At 44.1% G+C, this 20,079-nt stretch carries 25 protein-coding genes; 20 read left to right on the top strand and 5 right to left on the bottom strand.

Annotated features, from left to right (window positions below):
• Positions 1 to 94 precede the first annotated feature (94 nt).
• Positions 95 to 1,591 carry a carboxylesterase family protein gene (locus E4N65_RS08010; RefSeq protein ID WP_253672689.1) on the bottom strand — a complete coding sequence of 499 codons (1,497 nt, stop codon included), beginning with the start codon at positions 1,589 to 1,591 and terminating at the stop codon, positions 95 to 97.
• 243 nt (positions 1,592 to 1,834) lie between these two features.
• On the opposite strand from E4N65_RS08010, the gene E4N65_RS08005 reads away from it, so the two are divergent.
• The 5 genes from E4N65_RS08005 (at position 1,835) to E4N65_RS07985 (ending at position 3,995) form a co-directional block, all read left to right on the top strand.
• Positions 1,835 to 2,248: a YbgA family protein gene (locus E4N65_RS08005; protein ID WP_253672687.1), complete on the top strand. Its 414-nt coding sequence runs from the start codon at positions 1,835 to 1,837 to the stop codon at positions 2,246 to 2,248.
• Positions 2,220 to 2,585 carry a TIGR02328 family protein gene (locus E4N65_RS08000; RefSeq protein WP_371921810.1) on the top strand — a complete coding sequence of 122 codons (366 nt, stop codon included), beginning with the start codon at positions 2,220 to 2,222 and terminating at the stop codon, positions 2,583 to 2,585. The genes E4N65_RS08005 and E4N65_RS08000 overlap by 29 nt, the downstream gene beginning before the upstream one ends.
• A gap of 31 nt (positions 2,586 to 2,616) precedes the next feature.
• Positions 2,617 to 2,955 carry a hypothetical protein gene (locus tag E4N65_RS07995; protein ID WP_253672685.1) on the top strand — a complete coding sequence of 113 codons (339 nt, stop codon included), beginning with the start codon at positions 2,617 to 2,619 and terminating at the stop codon, positions 2,953 to 2,955.
• Positions 2,956 to 3,110: 155 nt separating this feature from the next.
• A complete protein-coding gene (locus tag E4N65_RS07990; protein ID WP_253672683.1) occupies positions 3,111 to 3,302 on the top strand; it encodes an acetyltransferase in 192 nt (63 codons plus the stop codon).
• Between the two features lie 3 nt (positions 3,303 to 3,305).
• The gene (locus E4N65_RS07985; protein ID WP_253672681.1) at positions 3,306 to 3,995 is read left to right on the top strand and encodes a flavodoxin family protein; all 690 of its coding nucleotides are present in this window, start codon (positions 3,306 to 3,308) and stop codon (positions 3,993 to 3,995) included.
• Positions 3,996 to 4,115: 120 nt separating this feature from the next.
• Here the strand turns inward: E4N65_RS07985 and E4N65_RS07980 are convergent, their stop codons facing one another.
• From E4N65_RS07980 to E4N65_RS07970, 3 genes are all read right to left on the bottom strand, one after another.
• Positions 4,116 to 5,057 carry a type II CAAX endopeptidase family protein gene (locus E4N65_RS07980; protein ID WP_253672679.1) on the bottom strand — a complete coding sequence of 314 codons (942 nt, stop codon included), beginning with the start codon at positions 5,055 to 5,057 and terminating at the stop codon, positions 4,116 to 4,118.
• Between the two features lie 133 nt (positions 5,058 to 5,190).
• Complete coding sequence (locus E4N65_RS07975) at positions 5,191 to 5,976, bottom strand: protein-ADP-ribose hydrolase (protein ID WP_253672677.1); 786 nt, start codon at positions 5,974 to 5,976, stop codon at positions 5,191 to 5,193.
• A gap of 357 nt (positions 5,977 to 6,333) precedes the next feature.
• Positions 6,334 to 6,480 (bottom strand): hypothetical protein, encoded by a 147-nt coding sequence (locus E4N65_RS07970; RefSeq protein ID WP_253672675.1) that lies wholly within the window; start codon positions 6,478 to 6,480, stop codon positions 6,334 to 6,336.
• A 280-nt stretch (positions 6,481 to 6,760) separates the two neighbouring features.
• On the opposite strand from E4N65_RS07970, the gene E4N65_RS07965 reads away from it, so the two are divergent.
• On the top strand, positions 6,761 to 7,240 hold the full coding sequence (locus E4N65_RS07965; protein WP_253672673.1) for a hypothetical protein: 480 nt from the start codon (positions 6,761 to 6,763) through the stop codon (positions 7,238 to 7,240).
• A 10-nt stretch (positions 7,241 to 7,250) separates the two neighbouring features.
• On the top strand, positions 7,251 to 7,700 hold the full coding sequence (locus tag E4N65_RS07960) for a hypothetical protein (protein ID WP_253672671.1): 450 nt from the start codon (positions 7,251 to 7,253) through the stop codon (positions 7,698 to 7,700).
• Between the two features lie 99 nt (positions 7,701 to 7,799).
• Here the strand turns inward: E4N65_RS07960 and E4N65_RS07955 are convergent, their stop codons facing one another.
• Complete coding sequence (locus E4N65_RS07955; RefSeq protein WP_253672669.1) at positions 7,800 to 9,083, bottom strand: hypothetical protein; 1,284 nt, start codon at positions 9,081 to 9,083, stop codon at positions 7,800 to 7,802.
• Between the two features lie 412 nt (positions 9,084 to 9,495).
• Between E4N65_RS07955 and E4N65_RS07950 the strand changes: the two genes are divergently transcribed.
• The 13 genes from E4N65_RS07950 to fliR all read left to right on the top strand — a co-directional run bounded on the left by E4N65_RS07950 (position 9,496) and on the right by fliR (position 20,079).
• On the top strand, positions 9,496 to 10,827 hold the full coding sequence (locus E4N65_RS07950; RefSeq protein ID WP_253672667.1) for a flagellar hook-length control protein FliK: 1,332 nt from the start codon (positions 9,496 to 9,498) through the stop codon (positions 10,825 to 10,827).
• Between the two features lie 18 nt (positions 10,828 to 10,845).
• Entirely contained in the window at positions 10,846 to 11,325 is a 480-nt protein-coding gene (gene flgD, locus E4N65_RS07945) for a flagellar hook assembly protein FlgD (RefSeq protein ID WP_253672665.1), read from the top strand.
• Positions 11,326 to 11,349: 24 nt separating this feature from the next.
• On the top strand, positions 11,350 to 12,741 hold the full coding sequence (flgE, locus tag E4N65_RS07940) for a flagellar hook protein FlgE (protein WP_044015695.1): 1,392 nt from the start codon (positions 11,350 to 11,352) through the stop codon (positions 12,739 to 12,741).
• Between the two features lie 23 nt (positions 12,742 to 12,764).
• Positions 12,765 to 12,962 (top strand): flagellar FlbD family protein, encoded by a 198-nt coding sequence (locus E4N65_RS07935; protein WP_253672663.1) that lies wholly within the window; start codon positions 12,765 to 12,767, stop codon positions 12,960 to 12,962.
• Between the two features lie 17 nt (positions 12,963 to 12,979).
• The gene (locus E4N65_RS07930) at positions 12,980 to 13,759 is read left to right on the top strand and encodes a motility protein A (protein WP_253672662.1); all 780 of its coding nucleotides are present in this window, start codon (positions 12,980 to 12,982) and stop codon (positions 13,757 to 13,759) included.
• A 3-nt stretch (positions 13,760 to 13,762) separates the two neighbouring features.
• Positions 13,763 to 14,479 carry a flagellar motor protein MotB gene (gene motB, locus E4N65_RS07925; protein WP_253672660.1) on the top strand — a complete coding sequence of 239 codons (717 nt, stop codon included), beginning with the start codon at positions 13,763 to 13,765 and terminating at the stop codon, positions 14,477 to 14,479.
• A gap of 42 nt (positions 14,480 to 14,521) precedes the next feature.
• Positions 14,522 to 15,073, top strand: coding sequence for a flagellar basal body-associated FliL family protein (locus E4N65_RS07920; protein ID WP_044015703.1), 552 nt, complete (start codon positions 14,522 to 14,524; stop codon positions 15,071 to 15,073).
• A 7-nt stretch (positions 15,074 to 15,080) separates the two neighbouring features.
• Complete coding sequence (fliM, locus tag E4N65_RS07915) at positions 15,081 to 16,115, top strand: flagellar motor switch protein FliM (protein ID WP_016523505.1); 1,035 nt, start codon at positions 15,081 to 15,083, stop codon at positions 16,113 to 16,115.
• Complete coding sequence (gene fliN / locus E4N65_RS07910) at positions 16,108 to 17,253, top strand: flagellar motor switch protein FliN (protein ID WP_253672658.1); 1,146 nt, start codon at positions 16,108 to 16,110, stop codon at positions 17,251 to 17,253. Before fliM ends, fliN begins: the two co-directional genes overlap by 8 nt.
• Positions 17,254 to 17,297: 44 nt before the next feature.
• Positions 17,298 to 17,999 (top strand): FliO/MopB family protein, encoded by a 702-nt coding sequence (locus E4N65_RS07905; RefSeq protein WP_253672656.1) that lies wholly within the window; start codon positions 17,298 to 17,300, stop codon positions 17,997 to 17,999.
• The gene (gene fliP, locus E4N65_RS07900; protein WP_044015709.1) at positions 17,996 to 18,805 is read left to right on the top strand and encodes a flagellar type III secretion system pore protein FliP; all 810 of its coding nucleotides are present in this window, start codon (positions 17,996 to 17,998) and stop codon (positions 18,803 to 18,805) included. Before E4N65_RS07905 ends, fliP begins: the two co-directional genes overlap by 4 nt.
• A 177-nt stretch (positions 18,806 to 18,982) precedes the next feature.
• Complete coding sequence (gene fliQ / locus E4N65_RS07895) at positions 18,983 to 19,255, top strand: flagellar biosynthesis protein FliQ (protein WP_044015710.1); 273 nt, start codon at positions 18,983 to 18,985, stop codon at positions 19,253 to 19,255.
• 23 nt (positions 19,256 to 19,278) lie between these two features.
• Positions 19,279 to 20,079 carry a flagellar biosynthetic protein FliR gene (gene fliR / locus E4N65_RS07890; protein WP_253672654.1) on the top strand — a complete coding sequence of 267 codons (801 nt, stop codon included), beginning with the start codon at positions 19,279 to 19,281 and terminating at the stop codon, positions 20,077 to 20,079.

The raw sequence follows: 20,079 nt of genomic DNA, 5'->3' as shown, positions 1-20,079 counted from the left end.
TTTTCCATACAACCTTTTTTATATTCCCCTTCGCTCAGTTCTTTATGAGCTGTATAATTTTTTCACAATGCCTTTCTGTTATTTTTACGGAAACTTATCTACGGTTCTGTATATATTCTTTTCTGAGCTTATCGGCAATACCGCTCTTTTGAATATGGTGAATAAGATTTGCATGCGGAAACGGTATGGTTTTGATATCTTTATCATATTCTGTAATTTTTCCGGTTTCATTAAAAAGTGGACGCCCTTCTATCTTGCCGAACTTAATAAACTGTATCCAGTCCTTTTGAATTGCAATAACGGCAGCCTTATTTTCATCGGTAATGTGTATATTCATGTTATCTATGGTGCCGAAGAAAAATGCAAGTTCCGCCCCATGATATGAGCCGCGAAGTCCATTATATAGATTAGGAATATAATTCATTCTATATCCGTATACGGGAGATTTTTCTCCGATTTTTTCCATGAGGAACAGTGCACTTGAGTGAAATACAAGCAACTCCATGATTTGAATTTGTAAGTCTACGATTCCGTTCGCTTCCGGTTTTAGTTCGGATTCAAGAGAATCTGCAAATTCTCCGTATTTTTTCAACAGAAATTCTTTTAAATGTTCTTTGTTCTTTGTAATTCCAAGGGCTTTGTAGTACATCGGTAATTCAATCATGGAAAATTCATCTTTATTTGACCCTATTAGTACCGGCATACAAGGGAATGATCCTCGTTCCAACAGATTCATCGGGTGCTTTGTAAAAAACTTGCCGTCAATGATATCATTTTGACCTCCTTTTAGTTTCATCAATTTTTTAGCCGACAATTTTTTCAGGTCTTCAAGTCCGTTTAAATGATTTTTTGACAGCATTTTTTCATATTCATTTTTTGCGAAATCATATTCAGACAGTATCGGGACATTTCCCGCACAAAGCATGAGTTTATGAAACAGATTATTACTCAGCGGATTTAAATAATGATACAGGGCTGCGACTGCGCCTCCGCAATGCCCCATAAGTGTAATGTTTGTATTATCTCCGCCGAATGAGTTGATATTATTATGAATCCAAGTTAAAGCTGCTTGCTGATCAAGGTAGGAAAGCGACCCTCTTACTTCTCCTTTTTCAAAAACAGGCATATAGCCGAAGTTTCCTATTCGATAAGTAATTGTAACCGCTACAATACCTTGCTCGGCAATATGCGCCATTGTGTATATCGGAACCGTTCCCGATCCTTCTCCTCCGCCGTGTAAAAATACAAGCACCGGTTTCTTTTTCGTAAAATTGTCAGGTGCCCATATGTTTACTACAAATGCATTTTCCGTTTGGGTATCTTTTAACGGTTGAAATTCCGGACGCAGCATATGATGTTTCATTAAAATATTTAAAAACAGCGGATATTTTCTCTGCGGAAAGCATACTGTCTCCGTTCGGTTAATTACTGTTTCCGGTGTATAGTCTTTTTTATTAAGAATTTTTGCATATTCAAATCTTTTTCCTTGTGCATAGGGGACGCTCAATATAGAATACACTGTTCTGCCTTCTTCTGTTTTTCCGACTATATCCGCATATACTCTGCCGATTTCTGTCTGTACTGTTTTCATTTTATATCTCCGTTATGCAAATTTTTATCTCTTCTTATTTATAAATAGTATATCGTTTTTAAGATACACTTTCTATCAGTCGGCAGATCAACGTCGGATTGCCTATATTCTCAATACTTATATTTTTTTGTATAATTGCAGAGTGTCAATTAAAAGAGATTTTTTCAGGGGATTCCGAATAAGTGATAGGGCATCTCGAAAACCTGACCTTGGGCGAATTTGTTCGAGATTTAAAGAAACGATATGAGAGAATTAAATCAATTAAAAGAATGTCAGAAACTTTGGGCAGCACATAAGTATTTCGTTCTCAGCAAGTCCGGCTCTATTTATAACGAGATTCGCGAGTATTTAAAGCGGGAGAATGCACAAGTGCGGCATGTGTTGACTCTCATTGATCAGGCTCGTGCTTTACCGGAGAATCGAGGACAAGTCTGCAACGCGTTTCAGCATATCTGGGGATATTTTAAGAAGCAGGCTACTCAAGATGAAAAGGCGGAGTTTATGTATTGTTTGGAGCAATATCGCAGCGGTCAGGCGGAACAGGAAATTTTGTTGGGCGCTGTTCGCAAGCTCTTTGCAGTCTACCCTAACAACTATTTGCGGCAATCGAATTTATTCGGAGAACAAGATGAGACTGTGGCATCAAGATATGATTAACAAACTCCCGCGTCAACAGCTGTTGGGACAACATAGGGAGTGTTGTGCCTTGCGCGGAAATGGCTGGGGCAGGCAGCATGCAACTGTCAATTATGTTTTTCGTTATTCACCCTATCTGCTTTATTGTTATCACCAACTCATTATGGCAGAGATGAATCGGCGAGGCTACAAGGTTAGTCCTGAGTGGTTGGACAAAGACTATCGCGGCAGGAGATGTCCGACATATAACAATTTAGCGGTCATTGAAGTACCCAACCCCATATATACTGAACATGATGACTGCTATTATCGTGAGTGTCTCAAGAATTTGGAAACCAAGGGAATTCATTTGGATTAAGTAGGGTAACATCAAATGTATGGAACTTTGTATGGATAAAAGCGAAAAGCTCATTAAATATATACTGTGGGGCTCCATAGCCTTAGATATCATTCTTTGTGCATGCTTTGTTATCGGTTTTTCACTGGGACTTGGAAGCGTGGAGATCGGCTTTTTTATGGTAGGTCTTGTTTTCCGGTACGGCCTAACGATATTCATTATCAGTATTTTATTGAAATTTGCTGTTATTGCTTTGAGTTTTCAAAGAGATACAAATATAAAAAGAAAGTCATGGTCCATCGCTTTTCTGTCTCTGGTAAGGCTGTTGATTATAGGCGGAGTAATCTGGGGAATTTACTTTATCGGTAAAGTGATGACTGCCGTAGGATAACCCATCGCTAACCCTTTTAATATCTTTTTTTGCTCATCTCTTACAGCAACAAAGCTCTTCAAACAAGGATCTACCGAATCAATCTTTTAAACATAGATAGTGCTCAATACTTGTGGTATAATAGGGCAGCTGAAAATCGCCGGGGAGTTGTGATTATGGTAAGAGAAGCGGTTAAAAAAGATTTATATGAATTATTGAATCTATATCTGTTTTTACACGAAAAAGATATTCCGGAAAATTCAAGCCGCCTGGAAAATACATGGAACACAATTATTGAAGATGAGAATCATCATATCATCGTCAATGAAATAAACGGTAAAATCGAAATCCGAGGAGATGATTTTTAGACGATGGAAACAGTGATTATACACGGACAAAATCATAAGGGATCAACATATCATATTGCGAGCAATCTGGCATTGAAAGTCGGGGGAAACATAAAAGAGTTTTTTTTGCCGAAAGATTTCGGTGAGTTTTGTACCGGTTGTACAAAGTGTTTTTTAGAATCGGAAAAACAATGTCCGCATTTCGACAGACTTAACCCTATTACCGAGACGATAGACAAAGCCGATTTGATTATTCTTGCAAGTCCCGTATATGTAATGCACCCAACGGGTTCTATGAAAGCATTTTTAGATCATTACGGATATCGTTGGATGGTACACCGGCCGGAGGAAACAATGTTTTCGAAGCAGGGTGTGTGTATTTCCACTGCCGCGGGTGGGGGTATGAAATCTGCAAATAAAGATATGGCAGACAGTTTGTTTTTTTGGGGAGTTGCTGAAATTTACACATACGGCAAAGCTGTTCAGGCTGTAAAATGGCAAGATGTAAGTGAAAAAAATAAAAAATCCATAGATAAAGCATTAAGCTCTCTTGCAAAAAAAATTACCGATAAGTATGGTAAAGCGAAGCCCGGAATAAAAACAAAACTGATGTTCAATATCATACGCCTCTTACAAAATAAAATCCGGAATCGGGCAGATACGGATTATTGGCAGGAAAAGGGATGGCTGGATAAAAACCGTCCGTGGAAATAATGATAAACTTTGGAAATATTCTATAGGGAACCTTTGAAAACCAACCGGATTTTTAGAGATGCCGCATATTAACTTGAAAGTTTAGTTGAGAAATTCAACGATCCACCCTTTTCCCGAAATTCAGCTTTCCAATATTCTCCCTATATGGCGTTTTTCAAAGAAGAGATCTTTGTTTGTAAAAACGATAATCGCGGCGGCAATGGTAACGCAGATTGTTTCGACGCATTTTGTCGTTTGGGTCATCGCAATCTTTTCCTGCATGAAGTTTACAAAAAGGTGAAAAATAATACTTGCAAGCATGCTTCGGTTATTTTTCACGTAAACCCATGTTGTTATAAAACCGAACGGAATAACGGAAATAAAAAAATTGAACATATACAAAACATTTATTTCACGTATTCCAAAATGGTAGGTGCCTGGGATGAAAAACAGCGGTAGGTGCCATAATGCCCATACAAAGCCGAATATAATAGATTCTGTGAACCAACTGCAATATTGAGCGATTGAGTCTTCACCGTAACCGCGCCAACCGACTTCTTCCAAAACCGAAGCAAGCAAAATCGTTAAAAATGCGGAAGTGACTCCCGCTCCGGTAAAAGAAAAACCCTCCGTGACGGAAAACTGATTTAAAGACTGTCCCCACAATGTTGAAAGCAAAATTGAGCAGCTGACTATCAGTGCAAAAACAATTACGGCAGCAAAAATGTATTTCGGTCTTAATTTATAAAACCTGAAAATCTTGCGTTTAAAGTCCGCTTTTAGTTCTTTGCTTTTTGAACCGAACACGGTGATGAGTGCAATTATTGCCGGCGAAAGGAGTCCGAGCAGCATTGTGAGTGTACAAATAAAACCTTCTTTAAAAATAAGCGCGCAAAACCAAAAGCCCCATGTTGCTAGAATGGTTGTAACATAAAACCTTACGGGTCTGTATATATAGGGTTTGTTTATACAATCTACCGATATGGTCGTTGCCTGACGATTTTGACTGCATTTTTCTGTAAGTTCTTCCTGCACAAGATTCTTTTGCTGTCGCAAGGTTTCTGATTTTTCCGAAAAGTTCATAATCCATCTCCTTCACGGATGTTCTTCGGCATCCGCAATATTAGACGGATAATAACCTTGCAGCTGCAATTATGAAAGAAATGATACATTACAATCCGAGAAATTTTCGCTACTTATAGTAGCAGGAGATGTCTCAAGACATCAATTTGTTATAAATGGCTTCATCCTGTTTGCTGAATACATTAAACACGATTTTCATTGTGCTGTTGTTTTTTGCTTTCCAGTCTTCAACCATCGCGATGGCAATCTCCGCAGCTTTTTGAGCAGGGAACCGGAATACACCGGTTGAAATACAGCACAAGGCAATAGATTTTACGCCGTTTTCGGCTGCGAGGTTTAGGCAGGAGGTGTAGCAGTTTGCAAGCAGCATGCAGTCGCGGTCGGTAAGTTGACCGCTGATAATCGGCCCTACGGTATGCAGCACATACTTGCACGGTAAATTGAACGCAGGCGTAATCTTTGCGGTTCCGGTCGGCTCTTCGTGTCCTTGTTTTTGCATAATGTCGGCACACACGGCACGCAGCTGCACCCCCGCGAAGGTGTGGATGCAGTTGTCGATACATGCATGGCAGGGTTGCCAGCATCCGGTCATACCGCTGTTCGCCGCGTTCACAATCGCATCGACCTTAAGCGTTGTAATGTCACCCCGCCACACATACCAATCCCCGTTGCCCCGTCCGGTAGCCGGTTTTAAATCGGCAAGGCCGGTAATGCCACGCTGCCGGATCGCTTCTTGTAAATAGTTGTCCTGTATGCGCAAGAATTCTTCGCTTGTATGCTGCGGCGGCCGAATGTTCATCAGAGAGCGGAGCAGGTTCTTCTGTTCATCCTCATCAGCCGGCATCTGCACATCGCGATAGTTGGGATTTTCCCTTAAAAGATATTCGATTAAAAAAATACGCCGTTCCTTTTGTGTCATCTTTCCCTTCCATAAAATGCAACAGTTGAGAGAATGTCAATTCTCGAAGACTGTTGCATTGCTGCGCGGAACGCGCATACGTTAATACGCGAGTTTGCGGTTAGCAAACTCGACGTGTTTTTCAGCCACGATATTTTAGTGGCTGAAAATAAATCTTCCATAAAATGCAACAGTTGAACAAAGTTTCAACTTTGGAAACTGTTGCATTGGTACGCGATAGCGTACATATAATAAGTAAGTTTTCGGTAGAAAACTTGACGGTTAACGAGGCTGCGCAATGTTAGCAGCCGAAGTTATACTTTCTGATAAATGCATCAATATTTTGGAAATATACGACCCTCATTCTACCGCTGCTTACTATCGCCCCAGCCGTGCCAATGCCCGTGTATCGGGATCTACATCGTATTGTATTTCTTCATAGAGATTATCGTCAATACAGCGGCGTTCAATCATCTTTTCAATGATGGTGTTGCGGCAAAGGGAATATTTGAAAAAGGAATTCAATATACAAAGGATTCCGTGTTATTGGCTGCTTTTGAGCTTACCATCACTGATCACCCCTGAATCTTCGATTGACAAAGAACGGCAAATAATTATAATCACGCTAATAAAACCTTGTTTTGTAAATCCGATTTTACAAAACGAGGTTTTCACTTCTTAATCTAAAGAGGGGTGATTCGTTGGATTCGATTATTGGTATTGGTAAAGATATGTTTTGTTCGAGATCTATTCCAATGCACTTCTAATGCTTGATTCTAACACATTTTTATTTTAGGAGTTTATAATGATACACACCTACAAGGCGCGGATTTACAGGATTCTTGTAAATATCGCTATGGGATTGGCGGTTGCTGCAGTTATAAGTGTGGTTGCAGGTTTTTTTATATCGAGCAATATAATAAGAGCCCTTATTTTTATTGCTGTTCTGGCGGGATATGTTTGGCTTGTTATTATTGGTAATCTGATTACTATAGAAGTCGATGAAAAAACGCTGACTGTAAAAAAAGGCAAAAAAACGGATGTGTATGATCTTGCAACAACGGCCGTCAGAGCAGAACTCGTTACCACAACATACGGCCGATCTCGAGCCGGCAGCGATACATCCTGCACACTGTATTTGACGAGGCAGGGTGAACAGGAAGTATCCGTTGATTGCGAACTTATCGGTGTTTCCCAGTTTAGCGAGTTGTTGGGGAATTTGGGGATTACGGGAGATACCGTAACAAAGCTCGAAGAACCGGTACACACTAAAGACAATAACTAGGAGAATTCAAATGGCACGATTTTATTATTTTATTATTATTCCAATAGCGGTGGTTATCTATCTGGCGTATATGTTTTTTAAAATGAAAACCGATAAAGCGCATATTGCCGGCTGGCTGAATGAAAATCCGAATGCGGCAAAAGTGTATATTGCCAAACCCGCTTCATTACTCGGCTTCCTGTCCAAAGCATGGAATCATCTGAACGTTATTAGTGTAGACGGACAGCGCCCGCTGTTTTTTAGAGAAAAACTTTTGGTAGGTTTCTATGTCGCTGCCGGAACACATGTTGTTGAATCTTCTTTTTCAAAAACGCGCCCCGGATTTTTTTACCGTACCGTTACAACATCCTACGGACCGAGCAAACAGGAAATCAGCGTAGAGTCTGCAAAATCGTATAACTACACCTTTGATAAAGGTGAAGAATCCTACCATTTTGAACAAATAAACGAGGTATTATAGGTATCGATTTATAATTCGGTTCGGATCAAGCCTATGAAAATGATATGGGAAACCTCTAAAAACAGAAGTTTTTAGAGGTTTCTCTTTTATCACTGCGTACTATCGCCCCATCTGTGCCAATGCCCGTGTATCGGGATCTACATCGTATTGTATTTCTTCATAGAGATTATCGTCAATACAGCGGCGTTCAATCATCTTTTCAACGATGGTGTTACGGCAGAGGGGGCATTTCATGTTACGATACAGTATCCGGAGAATATCGTTAAACACGGGATCTTCGGCTAACGCCTTTGACTCTAGAGCCGTATGTTTTATCTCATGTATATCGAAGATAGTGCACAGCTCAAGCAAGTTAAAAAGCTCGGTCTTTTTGTTTTCAGAGTAATATTTCAAGCAGACTTTTATAAAGGCATTTCTGGTATTGTCGTCATACCGGTCTTTTAAAAAATCATAGACGGCAGGATCATTGAAGGGAACAAGCGCTTCGATAATATCTTGCCGAAACGGCTTATTTTCAGTTGCTTCAAAAGAATCGAAGAGTACCTGTGCAGGAATTTTGATTTGCCGTTCGCCGAATAATCGGATAAGTCTTTTTTTCAACGGCAGTTCAGCTTCAAGAAATACATTCGAAAGTTTTTGGATATCGGCTTCGCTTGCACGTCTTCGTACCCATCTCCAAAGGCTGATACGTTCCAGTCGGGTTGGGGAGGGTTTTCTTTTCAACAGTGCAATGGCTGTATCCGCCGTATACTGTTTTTGTTTTTTCCTTCGTGTCTTTCGTTTTATGTGCGCGATTGCGAGATAGCGGTCGATTGCCGCATCATGTTCGTTGCGGAGCTTTTCTGTCAGCTCCGCTTCAGTGTATCCGATATCTTCCGCATATATATCGTAAAAAGTAGAGTCGATAAACTCTTTTTTATTATCTTCTGTAATATGGGTACCGAAATAACGAGCGAGGTATACAACCGCCTCATATTTATCGAGCAGCAGTAAATCGCTCAAGCCGATCATGCCATTATACATATCTTCTTCGGCATACTGTTCGAATTTTTTGTACAGCTCGGTCTTATCGAACCGCCTCGACTCGGCGAGCTTCCGTACAAATCCGAATACCTGCAATTCGCCCCAATCTCTATCGTCCATTGTGTTAAAATATGCGATAACGCGCTCGTCGATTTTTTCTCTGTGCGGATATAATTCCAAGAGATCGTACATATATTCGGTGCGGCTGCCTTCACATTGCGGATCGTAGGCTTTGTTTTCTATAATGTTAGCATATAAGATTTCTTCAATTTGCTCCGAAGGTTGGATACAGCCTTTTTTCAGCAAAAGATACGGTACACCGGTACCCTTCTCAAGCTCCTGTTCAAAAACGGCAATCATAGTTATTCCTATTTTCAATACTCCAATTGTGTAATAACCCCGACATCAACATTGAACCCGTGGATTTTCAGCTCATTAAAAATGATATTTTCCACATCTACTGAATATTTTTGCGTAAAAGCGCAAAAATATTCAGTAGATGTTTTGCTTATTCTATAAAATCTTTCCCATTTTGTCTCTTTTCTTTCTCAATAAGGCTGAAAAAAAGCCGAAAATCATAAAGACGAACATTTATTTTCAGCCGTTGAAATAGCGCGGCTGAAAAACACTGCGAGTTTGCTTTCGCAAACGTCGTAGATTATATGTGCGCTTTTCGCGCACGAATGCAACAGTTTCCAAAGTTGATACTTTGTTCAACTGTTGCATTTTAAGGAAAGTTTATCTATATAGAGGCAAATTGGAGGTTCAATACATGCAAGCACTTGATGTCCAGAACGATATGCAGCCGGTCAATTACACGGATGCGGTACAGTCAAGTAATCAGGATAAAAAAAATGCAAAAGAACCTGATGTGAAGGGCTCATCCTTTATCGATATAATAAAAAAGCTGATGGCGGAGGAGACCGACAGCCGTACTGCGGGAGAAGAAAAAATATCCGGCAGCACCGCATTGGCTCAAGAGGCGTCGGAACAGACTGAGCGTAAAAAAAATGCTGCGGCGCAAACCGAATTATCCCGGTTAAAGAACAAAGCCGGGAAACACAGTGATATGCGCGCACAACACCTTGCCGAAGCAGATGCACGGGAAGGGGAAGCTGCCGAAGCGCTTGCAGACGCGGATGTTTTGCTTGCCTTTGAAGACGGGATCGATGTAAAGAATGCGCTTGAAAACGGCGCGGATAAGCAGCTTCAAACTTCGATGTTTGCTCAAGCGGAGACGGATGCCGTGCCTGAGGAAGCCGCGGTGCTCTCTGCCGAAGAAGCTCAACTGTTAAAAAAGCAGAAAAACGGCAAAGCGGAATCCGGCATGGCTGTAGGTATATCGGCTTCCGGTACGGCAGAGCTGTCCGGAAAGCTGAAAAAAAATGCCGATGAGCCCGCCGCGGATCATTCTCTCGAAAAAAGCACAAAGGCGCAGCAGGTAAAACAGCACAAGCCGGTGTTTACCATTATAGATGAGCGCACGGTGAATGCCGCTCCGGTTGTTGCGGACGGTTCTGTACACGAAGCGGGCGCCGCCGTGCGGGTTACCAATGCGCCGTCGGTTGATATGGCGGCGGACTTCCGCAGTATGACGGCAGGTTTGGGCACCGCTGCAAACGGTACGCAGACAGCACAGGAGAGCGGCGCACCGAGTTTTGCCTCGTTGGTAGCGCAGCAAGTGCAGGATATGGCGCCCGACTTTGTGCAGGCAGGGCGGATTGTGCTGCAGGATAACAACGCAGGCGTCATCCGCTTGCAGATGCAGCCCGCGCATCTCGGCAATGTCAGAATCAATTTGGAATTGGCCGGCGGGAAGAAAATCGTCGGGAAGATTATCACGGGATCAAAAGAAGCATACGAAGCATTTAAAGAAAGCATCGAACAGCTTGCCAAGGCCTTTGAACAGGGCGGATTTGCAAGTGCGCAGTTTGATGTCAGCTGGTCGGGCGAAGGCGGCGGGCAATTTGATGGTGAGAACGGTCAATTTAATGAATTATTTGCACAAAATGACCGGCTTGAGGTAATGCAGGGTAATCGTTATGCCGATACTGAAACTGTCTATGCCTTCGGGCAAGATCAAGCGGTGAATGTATTTGCGTAAAATGGGGGATAAAGAGATATGAATATCGGTATGGTAGCGCAGGGAAACGGAATTCCGATGCCTTCTTTTGACATGAGTCCGGAAGAAAAAGCCCGGCTCAACATGGAAGTAGACACAATCAATAAACAGAATTTTCCGGAAGGGAGAAAGCCTAAGCAGGAGCTGGGAAAGGACGATTTTCTCCAGTTGCTCGTAGCACAGCTGACTCATCAGGATCCTACCAGCCCGATGGAAGATACTCAGTTTGTCGCTCAGATGGCACAGTTTACGTCGCTTGAGCAACTGACGAATATGAACCAGAGCTTCGGAATCTTGAACAGGCTGATCGGAGATTCTTCGGCGGTTAATGTGGTCGGTAAGCAGGTTGATATCCAACAGAGCAGCGGTACCGTTTCGGGAACCATTACGGCTGCGACCCGCGGAGAAAACCCGCAGGTACAGGTTAACGGCAAATGGTATGCATGGTCGGATGTACAGACCGTCTATGCAAATAACTAAGATATAATAGAGGAGATTACAGATATGATGCGGTCATTATTTTCCGGCGTTTCCGGAATGCAGAATCACCAAACGAGAATGGATGTTATCGGTAACAATATTGCAAACGTGAATACCACAGGCTTTAAGCGCGGACGGGTTAATTTTCAGGATTTGATTTCTCAGCAGTTGAGCGGCGCTTCCCGTCCGAACGAAGAAGTCGGCGGCGTGAACCCGAAAGAAGTCGGCCTCGGTGTTATGGTTGCCAGCATCGACACCGTGCATACGCAGGGCGCTTTGCAGTCAACCGGCATCAATACCGATATCGCGGTGCAGGGAAACGGTTTCTTCGTACTCAAGTCGGGTGAAAAGAGCTTTTATACTCGCGCCGGTGCCTTCGGTGTCGATAAAGACGGCACGATGGTGAACCCTGCAAACGGTATGCGTGTTCAGGGCTGGATGGCACAGGAAGTAGACGGCACCCGCCTTATCAACACCTCCGCACAGACGGAAGACCTCATCATTCCGATCGGGCAGAAGATCGACGCCCGTGCAACCACATCGGTGAACTATGCTTGTAACCTCGACAAGCGGCTTCCGGAACTTCCCGAAAATGCGAACCGCGCGCAAGTGCTGGAATCGACATGGACAACCGAGTTCAAAGTATACGATACTTTCGGCGAAACCCATGAACTTAATTTAAGCTTTTCGCGCGTCCCGGGCACACAGAACCAGTGGCTCGCGACGGTCAATGTTGACCCTGAAAACGCAGAAGCAACGGCAACGCGCACGGGCGTCGGTACTACCGAAGGCACCGGCAACACGTTTACCGTTACCTTCGACAACTACGGACACCTTGCTTCGGTTACCGATACGGCAGGAAATGCCTCCGCCGCAGCAGGACAAGTACTTGTGCAGGTTTCCTATAACGTTCCCGGTGCAACAGCCGGTGAAGATGGTGCTCCTGTCCGCCACACCTTCGATATTAACTTAGGCGAGATCGGTACTTCCCGCAATACGATTACCCAATTTGCCGAACGCAGCACCACCAAGGCTTACGAACAGGACGGATACGCAATGGGCTATCTTGAAAACTTTAAGATCGACCAGAGCGGTATTATCACCGGTGTGTATTCCAACGGCGTAAGCAACGAGATCGGTCAGCTTGCAATGGCAGGCTTTGCAAACCAGGGCGGCTTGGAAAAAGCAGGTGAAAATACCTATATTCAGTCGAATAACTCCGGTATTGCGAATATCACCACATCGGGTGTTATGGGAAAGGGTAAACTGATTGCCGGTACCCTCGAAATGAGTAATGTCGATTTAACCGATCAGTTTACCGACATGATTATTACACAGCGCGGGTTCCAAGCAGGGGCAAAAACCATTCAAACGTCCGATACAATGCTTGAAACCGTATTGAATTTGAAGCGGTAATAAGGTAATATAAAGGATACATTATGGTAAAGGTTACGCGGCTTAACGGTACACAGTATTGGATAAATCCCCATCAGATTGAAACGATAGACTGTAATCCCGATGTAACGCTGCACATGCTGTCGGGTAAAAGCTTTGTGATAAAAGAAACGCCCGATGCACTGATCGATGCTATTGTCGCGTACCGCAAGTGTATCGGTATCTTTAAAAACGAAATGTAAGGGAGCTGTCTTAAGTTATGGATATAGCATCATTTATAGGTATATTCGGCGGTATTGCTATCGTTCTGTTCGGAGCTTTCATGGGAAGCTCGTTGGGCGGACTTATCGACGTTCCTTCGATGTTCATCACGATCGGCGGTTCGTATATGTGTTTGTTCTTAACCTATCCGCTTTCTTACGTTATCGGTATTTTCAAGGTTATGGGCAGGGTGTTCAAAGTTGCCGACTATAAAGAGAAAGAAATGGTACAAAAACTCGTCGCCTTGTCAGAAAAAAGCCGCCGTACCGGTCTTTTAGCTCTGGAAGAAGAAATTCAAGATTTTGAAGATGATTTTCTCCGTACCGGATTACGCAATGTTATCGACGGTATCGACGGGGCTGCTATCCGTGTGTCGATGGAAAACGAATTAACACAGATGGAAGAGCGGCATAACAAATGGATTTCGTTGGTAAACGCATGGGCAACCCTCGCACCGGGCTTTGGAATGTTGGGAACGGTTATCGGTCTTATCGGTATGTTGCTGAACATCGAAGATAAGAGTTCATTAGGTCCAAACATGGCTGTTGCATTGGTTACGACGTTCTACGGTTCTATGATGGCAAACTGGATGCTTATTCCGATAGCGTCAAAGCTTGCTTATCAGAATAATCTGGAGGTACGGTCAAAGGAAATGATTATCGAGGGTATCCTTGGTATTCAATCGGGCGATCACCCGCGTATCCTTGCGCAGCGTTTGCTGACGTATCTTGATCCTAAAGACCGAAAGGTTTTGGAATCCGAGCTTGTAAGGGATTAGTTCATGGCACGGAAAAAGAAAGGCGCGAGCGCTCCCGGCAGCGGATGGCTCACAACGTACGGTGATATGGTTACGCTGATGCTCTGTTTCTTTGTTATGCTCTATGAACCGAGCGAAGTAGATATAACTCGGTTACAGGCGTTATCGGCATCTATCAGCGGCGACCCTACCGGCGGTTCCATCTCGTTATCGGCGGGCAAACTTGCCGACCTCGGCAATACCATCAGTTCAATGCCGTCTATGGAAAAAGGGAAGATGCTCGGAACCGCCTTAAAAAAGGCTGTTTCGATTTTTACGCCCGAAATAAAGACGACTAAGATTGCTGTTACGAGCGATGAACGCGGTATTGTTATTTCACTTATAGCTGAGTCCTTTTTTGCCCGGAACAGTGCAGAGCTGAATATCGAAGAAAGCCGCGAAACATTATTGAAAATTGCACAGTTTTTATCCGATAAAGAATTAGCGGCTCGCCGTTTCCGTATTGAAGGACACACCGATTCAAGCGATGCGCTTGCGGGAAAGTGGACAAGCAACTGGGAGCTGTCGGCTGCCCGTGCAATCAGCGTATTGCACAATTTGACTGACTTCGGTGTGCAGGAAGATAAGTTTTCCATTGCCGGCTATGCAGATACTCGTCCCATCTATTCCAACGAGACTGCAGAAGAACGTGCATATAATAGACGGGTTGATATTATCATTTTGGATGATGCACATTTTTAGTGCTTCCCTAAAGATTTACTTGAAGAGAGAGGAGTAACCACAATGGCTGACGAGCATACAAATTTGACTGATGAACACGGAATGGATGAAAACATCGGTGTCGATAATCCGGTAAAGGCTAAAAAAGCGGGGCTTATTCCGACGCTTCTGAAATACATTGCCATCACGCTCGCTGCTTTGATTTTTATTGTGACGGTTGTCGTTATTACGGTTAATCTGATGTCAAAGCGAGGGCAATCTCAGTCCGAATATCCCATTGCTGAGGAATATCGCGACTCACGCGAAATGCTGCAATATTATTCTGCAATCGGTGCTGTAAAGACATTTACCAAAGACGTCGTGCCGGGTACCGTTGTGGTTAACGTCGAGCTGGGATATCCGCAAAACGATAAGACAACTTCGCAGGAACTGACAGCGCGGTTGGTTGAGTTGAAGGATTTTCTCCGTGGTTATTTCCAGAGTAAAACGATTGCGGAACTGAAGCAGGAAGAAAAGATTAAAATCGAAATCCGTAATCAAATCAATGACAATATACTATCAAAGTCGAAGATAAAAGCAGTTGCTTTTACCCAATATGATATTATAGAACAATAGGGATTGTATGACTGAAGTATTATCGCAGGACGAAATAGACCAGCTTCTCACTGCAATCAGCTCAGGGGATACCGAAGCGGAAGAGTTTAGACCGGTTAATGATACTCGTAAAATCAAAATTTACGATTTTAAGCGGCCGGATAAATTCTCTAAGGAGCAGATGCGTACCGTTTCAATTATGCACGAAACCTTTGCGCGTTTGACTACCACCGCTCTTTCTGCTCAGCTGCGGAGTATGGCGCACGTACACGTTGCCTCTGTCGATCAGCTGACATACGAAGAGTTTATCCGTTCAATCCCTACGCCGACTACGCTGGCTGTAATTAACATGGATCCGCTCAAGGGTAATGCCGTTTTAGAAATAGACCCTTCCGTTACCTTCTCTATAATAGACCGTCTTTTCGGCGGTACGGGGCAGGGGACGATGGTACAGCGGGAATTAACCGACATCGAAGCCTCCGTTATGGAAGGAGTTATCGTGCGCATCTTGGCGAATATGCGTGAAGCATGGACGCAAGTTATCGACTTGCGCCCCCGCTTGGGTCAGATTGAAACCAACCCGCAGTTCGCGCAGATCGTACCGCCTTCCGAAATGGTTGTTTTGGTTACGCTTGAAACCAAGGTCGGCGAAGAAGAAGGCATGATGAACTTCTGTATTCCCTATATCACGATAGAGCCGATTATTTCAAAGCTGTCCAGCCAGTTCTGGTTCTCGTCGGTACGCAGAAGTTCGACAACTCAGTATATGGGCGTACTGAAAGAAAAGCTGTCCACGGTAGATATGGATGTTGTCGCCGAAGTCGGTTCGTTAAAACTGCCGGTACGGGATGTGCTTAATCTCCGTGCGGGGGATGTAGTACGGCTGACTGATACCAGGGTGGGGCATCCGTTTACGCTCAGCGTCGGCAGCAGAAAGAAGTTCTGGTGTCAGCCCGGCGTTGTGGGAAATAAGGTTGCCGTACAGATATTGGAAAAGATTGAGGATATCAATCAGGATGAATTTGAAGAGCTAAGTGCTGATCAGGAGGAATTATATGAGTGATGGGGCCATTTCTCAGAACGAAATAGATGCGTTGTTGTCGGGTATGGGCGGTTCTGCCGGCGTGCCTACGGACGGAGCGCTTACACCGGCTCGTCAAGAAGCCTTACAGAAGTTTTTTGACGGGAATGTTCCCGCACTCTCTGCAAATCTGGATTCGATGACGGGTAAAACCGTCTCCGTGTCCAATCCTGTGATCGAGCTGAGCGGCCGTGAAGCCTTTTTGCAGAAAGTGCCGGATATGGCGGTTGCCGTTACCATTGACTTTGAAGGTGCGCTGACGGGCGATCACTTGTTTGTGTTGGCCCCCGAATTTGCGGAAAAGCTGGTAGGGCTTGTAAACAATGAGGAGAGCGTTACAATCGATGATATGGCGCTTTCGGTTATCAGTGAAACCATTGCGCAGTATGTCGGAAAAGAAATCAGCGCGTTTGACGGTCAAGATATTAAAGGTGTTACCAATATGCCTGCCGAAGCTCATCATGTGCCCAAGGCAATGGTACGGCTTTCTCAGGACTTTGCACTTTTAACATATTCGGTTACAATTGATGATACAACTTTTAATTTATGGGAGATTATCTCCAAAAAAACAGCGGAACAACTTGCCGATAAATTAAGCAATATGGAGAGCGCTTCGCCGGTAACACCTGTGCAGCCTATTCCCGCACAGCCTGTTCCTGATCAGGGAGGCGCAATGGGGGCAATGAATATGCCGATGAACGGAATGAATGGAATGCCGCAAATGGGTCAGCAACCGATGGGCATGGGAATGCAAATGCAAGGCGGAGTACAGGCTCAGGGCGGAATGGTGATGCCCGGTATGAACCCGAATGTACAATCCGTGCAATTTTCTCCCCTGTTAAATGGAGTAACTGAATCGGAACAGGGAAATATCGGGCTGATTATGGACGTGTTCATGGAAATGACCGTTGAACTCGGCCGTACCCGCAAGATGATTAAAGAAATTTTAAGCATGGGTGAAGGGCATATTATCGAATTGGATAAGCTTGCCGGTGAACCGGTTGATATATTAGTTAATCATAAACCGATTGCAAAAGGGGAAGTCGTCGTTATCGATGAAAACTTCGGTGTCCGCGTTACCGAAATTTTGTCGCCGGCTGAACGTATTAGCGATACATAGCGGATCTGTGAGTACGGCTTTTGCATACTGCGGCCGTAGAGCACATGGGGTGGGAAATGTATAGCAGCTTTTATAAAAGTATATTATTCTCTTTTCTTTTACTCTGCAGCGCCGTGTGTGCGTTTGCGGATAACGGGACAGCAGCAGAAGCCGGTAATCCGGCTGTCTCTCAGATATCACCTGCAGAGACCAATATTGTTTTACAGACGGATGAATCGGCATTGCCGGTACAAGATGTACCTGCACCTCGAGCTTCAAGAAGTTCAACCGTTTCAATGCTGTTTCAGTTGATCATATCATTAGCGGTTGTATGTGCGCTTATTTACGGAGTGCTGTATTTTATCCGGCGTTCAAAGCAATTTACCGCCGCAGATGATCCTTTCTTAAAGAATGTTGCCAATTTACCGCTTGCGCCTAATAAAACTCTCCACATTGTGACTCTTATTGATAAAGCATATTTAATCGGCGCATCGGATGCTTCGTTGTCGCTGATTGCGGAAATCACCGATAAAGAGCTCATCGATGCGATGAATCTGCACGCGGCGCAAACACCCGGTCCAAAGCAGAGCTTCAACTCATTGTTGCATACCTTTTTCCCTGCAGCAAAACCAAAGGAAGCCGATGCGAATCCCTTCGACTCGTTTTTAGCTAAGCAGCGGGGACGTCTGCAAAATTCAGGTGCGGTGCAGGAGAACGGAACTCCACAAGAGACGGAAATCGGCGGCACGGGGAGGGAAGGCCGATGAAAAAACTTGCACTATGTATCGCGTGTATCTGCTTGTTTTGTATTCCGGTAACACTGTCCGCGCAGAGCAATACCGGTACCTCGCAGACCGGGCGTACCGAAATAGACGCAACCCGTCAGGCAACCCGTATTCCCTTTGTCAACCTGAATATCCGCGAACCTCAAAATAATCAGGAAGTAGCGTTTTCCATTCAGCTGCTTCTGTTAATAACGCTGATTACCCTTGCGCCGAGTATTCTCCTTTTGATGACATCGTTCTTGCGGCTCAGTATTGCGCTTGACTTTATTAAGCGTGCGCTGTCGCTGCAGCAGGTGCCGCCGACGCAGGTACTCAACGGCATTGCTCTTTTTTTGACGATTTTTATCATGTGGCCGACTTTAACGGAAATATACGATAAATCGTTTAAGCCGATGGCAGACGGGCAAATCAATATCGAAACCGCTTATACCGAAGCGGAAAAACCGTTGCGTCTCTTTATGTATAAACAGATGGCGCATGATCCCTCTCATATCAGACTCTGTATGTCGCTTGCCCGTATGGAAAAACCCAATACACTCGCCGACGTTCCTACTCATGTGTTAATCCCTGCATTTATCCTGCACGAGTTAACCATTGCTTTTCAGATAGGCATCTTCCTTTATTTGCCGTTTATCATCATCGACATGGTGGTTGCAAGTATTCTAATGTCGATGGGTATGATCATGCTGCCGCCGGTGCAAATTTCGATGCCGTTTAAGCTGATTTTATTTATACTGGTTGACGGCTGGAATTTATTGGTCGGTCAACTCTTTCAGTCGTTCTTGTAGAAGTAAAAAGGAGGAGTGTAAATAAAAGCCGTACAAATAGCACGGCTTTTATTTACCCAAGTTTGCTCAAGTGCAAACTTGTATATCATCTGCACGTTCTCACTTCGTTGCGAACGTGCGTAAAAAGTCAATCGAAAGTTGATACTTTCTTCTTGACTTTTTATGGGAGGAAAAACGATGAGTATCGGGATGATTGTCAGTCTCTTGCGTGAGGGTGTTTTTCAGGTATTTATATTAGCCGCCCCCATTCTGCTGGCTGCATTAGTTGTCGGTTTAATCGTAGCAATTTTTCAGGCGACCACCTCCATTCAGGAACAGACGCTTACCTTTGTACCGAAAATTTTGACTATTTTGGGTATGCTTGCGCTTTTGGGCGGCTGGATGATCAGCGTATTGCGGGATTATACCGTCCGCCTTTTTGACATTATTCCTCAGCTGGTGCAAGGTTAGTTTCCTCGTAGGCGGCGTGAATAATGGAACCTAACCCCTTCTCTTTTTTACTTGTTAAGGCTCCTCTCTTTTTTTTGGTATGCGTACGGATATTCGCGATAATTTCTACGACGCCGCTTCTTTCGACGAGGGCGGTGCCGCGCATTGCAAAGATTTCACTGGCGGGATTAATCGGTTTTTTGGTGATGCCGGTTGCCTATGGTTCCCCGCTGGACGTGCAAGGATTTAATCTTGACTATGTGCTGCTTGTTGTCGGCGAAGCGCTGCTCGGAGTGCTGACCGGCTTTTTTATCAGCATTATCTTTGCCTCGTTTAGTACGGCCGGTCAATTTTTTTCGTATCAAATGGGATTCGGCGCATCGGAAGTGTATGATGCACTTGCTCAAATTGAAAATCCGCTGATGGGACAATTTTTAAATTTTATTGCAGTGCTGCTTTTTTTGCAGATTAAGGGATTCCAGACGTTGTTTTTAGGCGGTATGGTTCGCAGCTTTCAGTCGATCAACTGTTTTATGTTTCTGGAAAAACGGGAATTGCTTGCTTCATTTCTTATAACAAATCTTAGCAGTCTTTTCTTAAATGCAATGATGATTGCACTGCCGGTGATGGGAACGCTCTTTTTAGTGCATGTTTCGATGGGCTTGCTGTCAAAGGCCGCGCCGCAGATGAACCTTTTATCGGAAGGTTTCCCGATAACCATTTTGCTGACCTTCTTTCTTTTAACCGTTTCGCTGCCGTTTATGGCAAATTTATTTGTACGGATTATGGAAAACGGATTCGCGGCATTTGAGTCGCTTCTGGGCCGTGTCGCCGGAGGTGTATAG

Origin of the sequence: Treponema sp. OMZ 855, from assembly GCF_024181145.1 — a bacterium.
In the GTDB taxonomy this organism is placed as follows: Bacteria; Spirochaetota; Spirochaetia; order Treponematales; family Treponemataceae; genus Treponema.
This window is presented reverse-complemented; position numbering and strand designations above follow the sequence as displayed.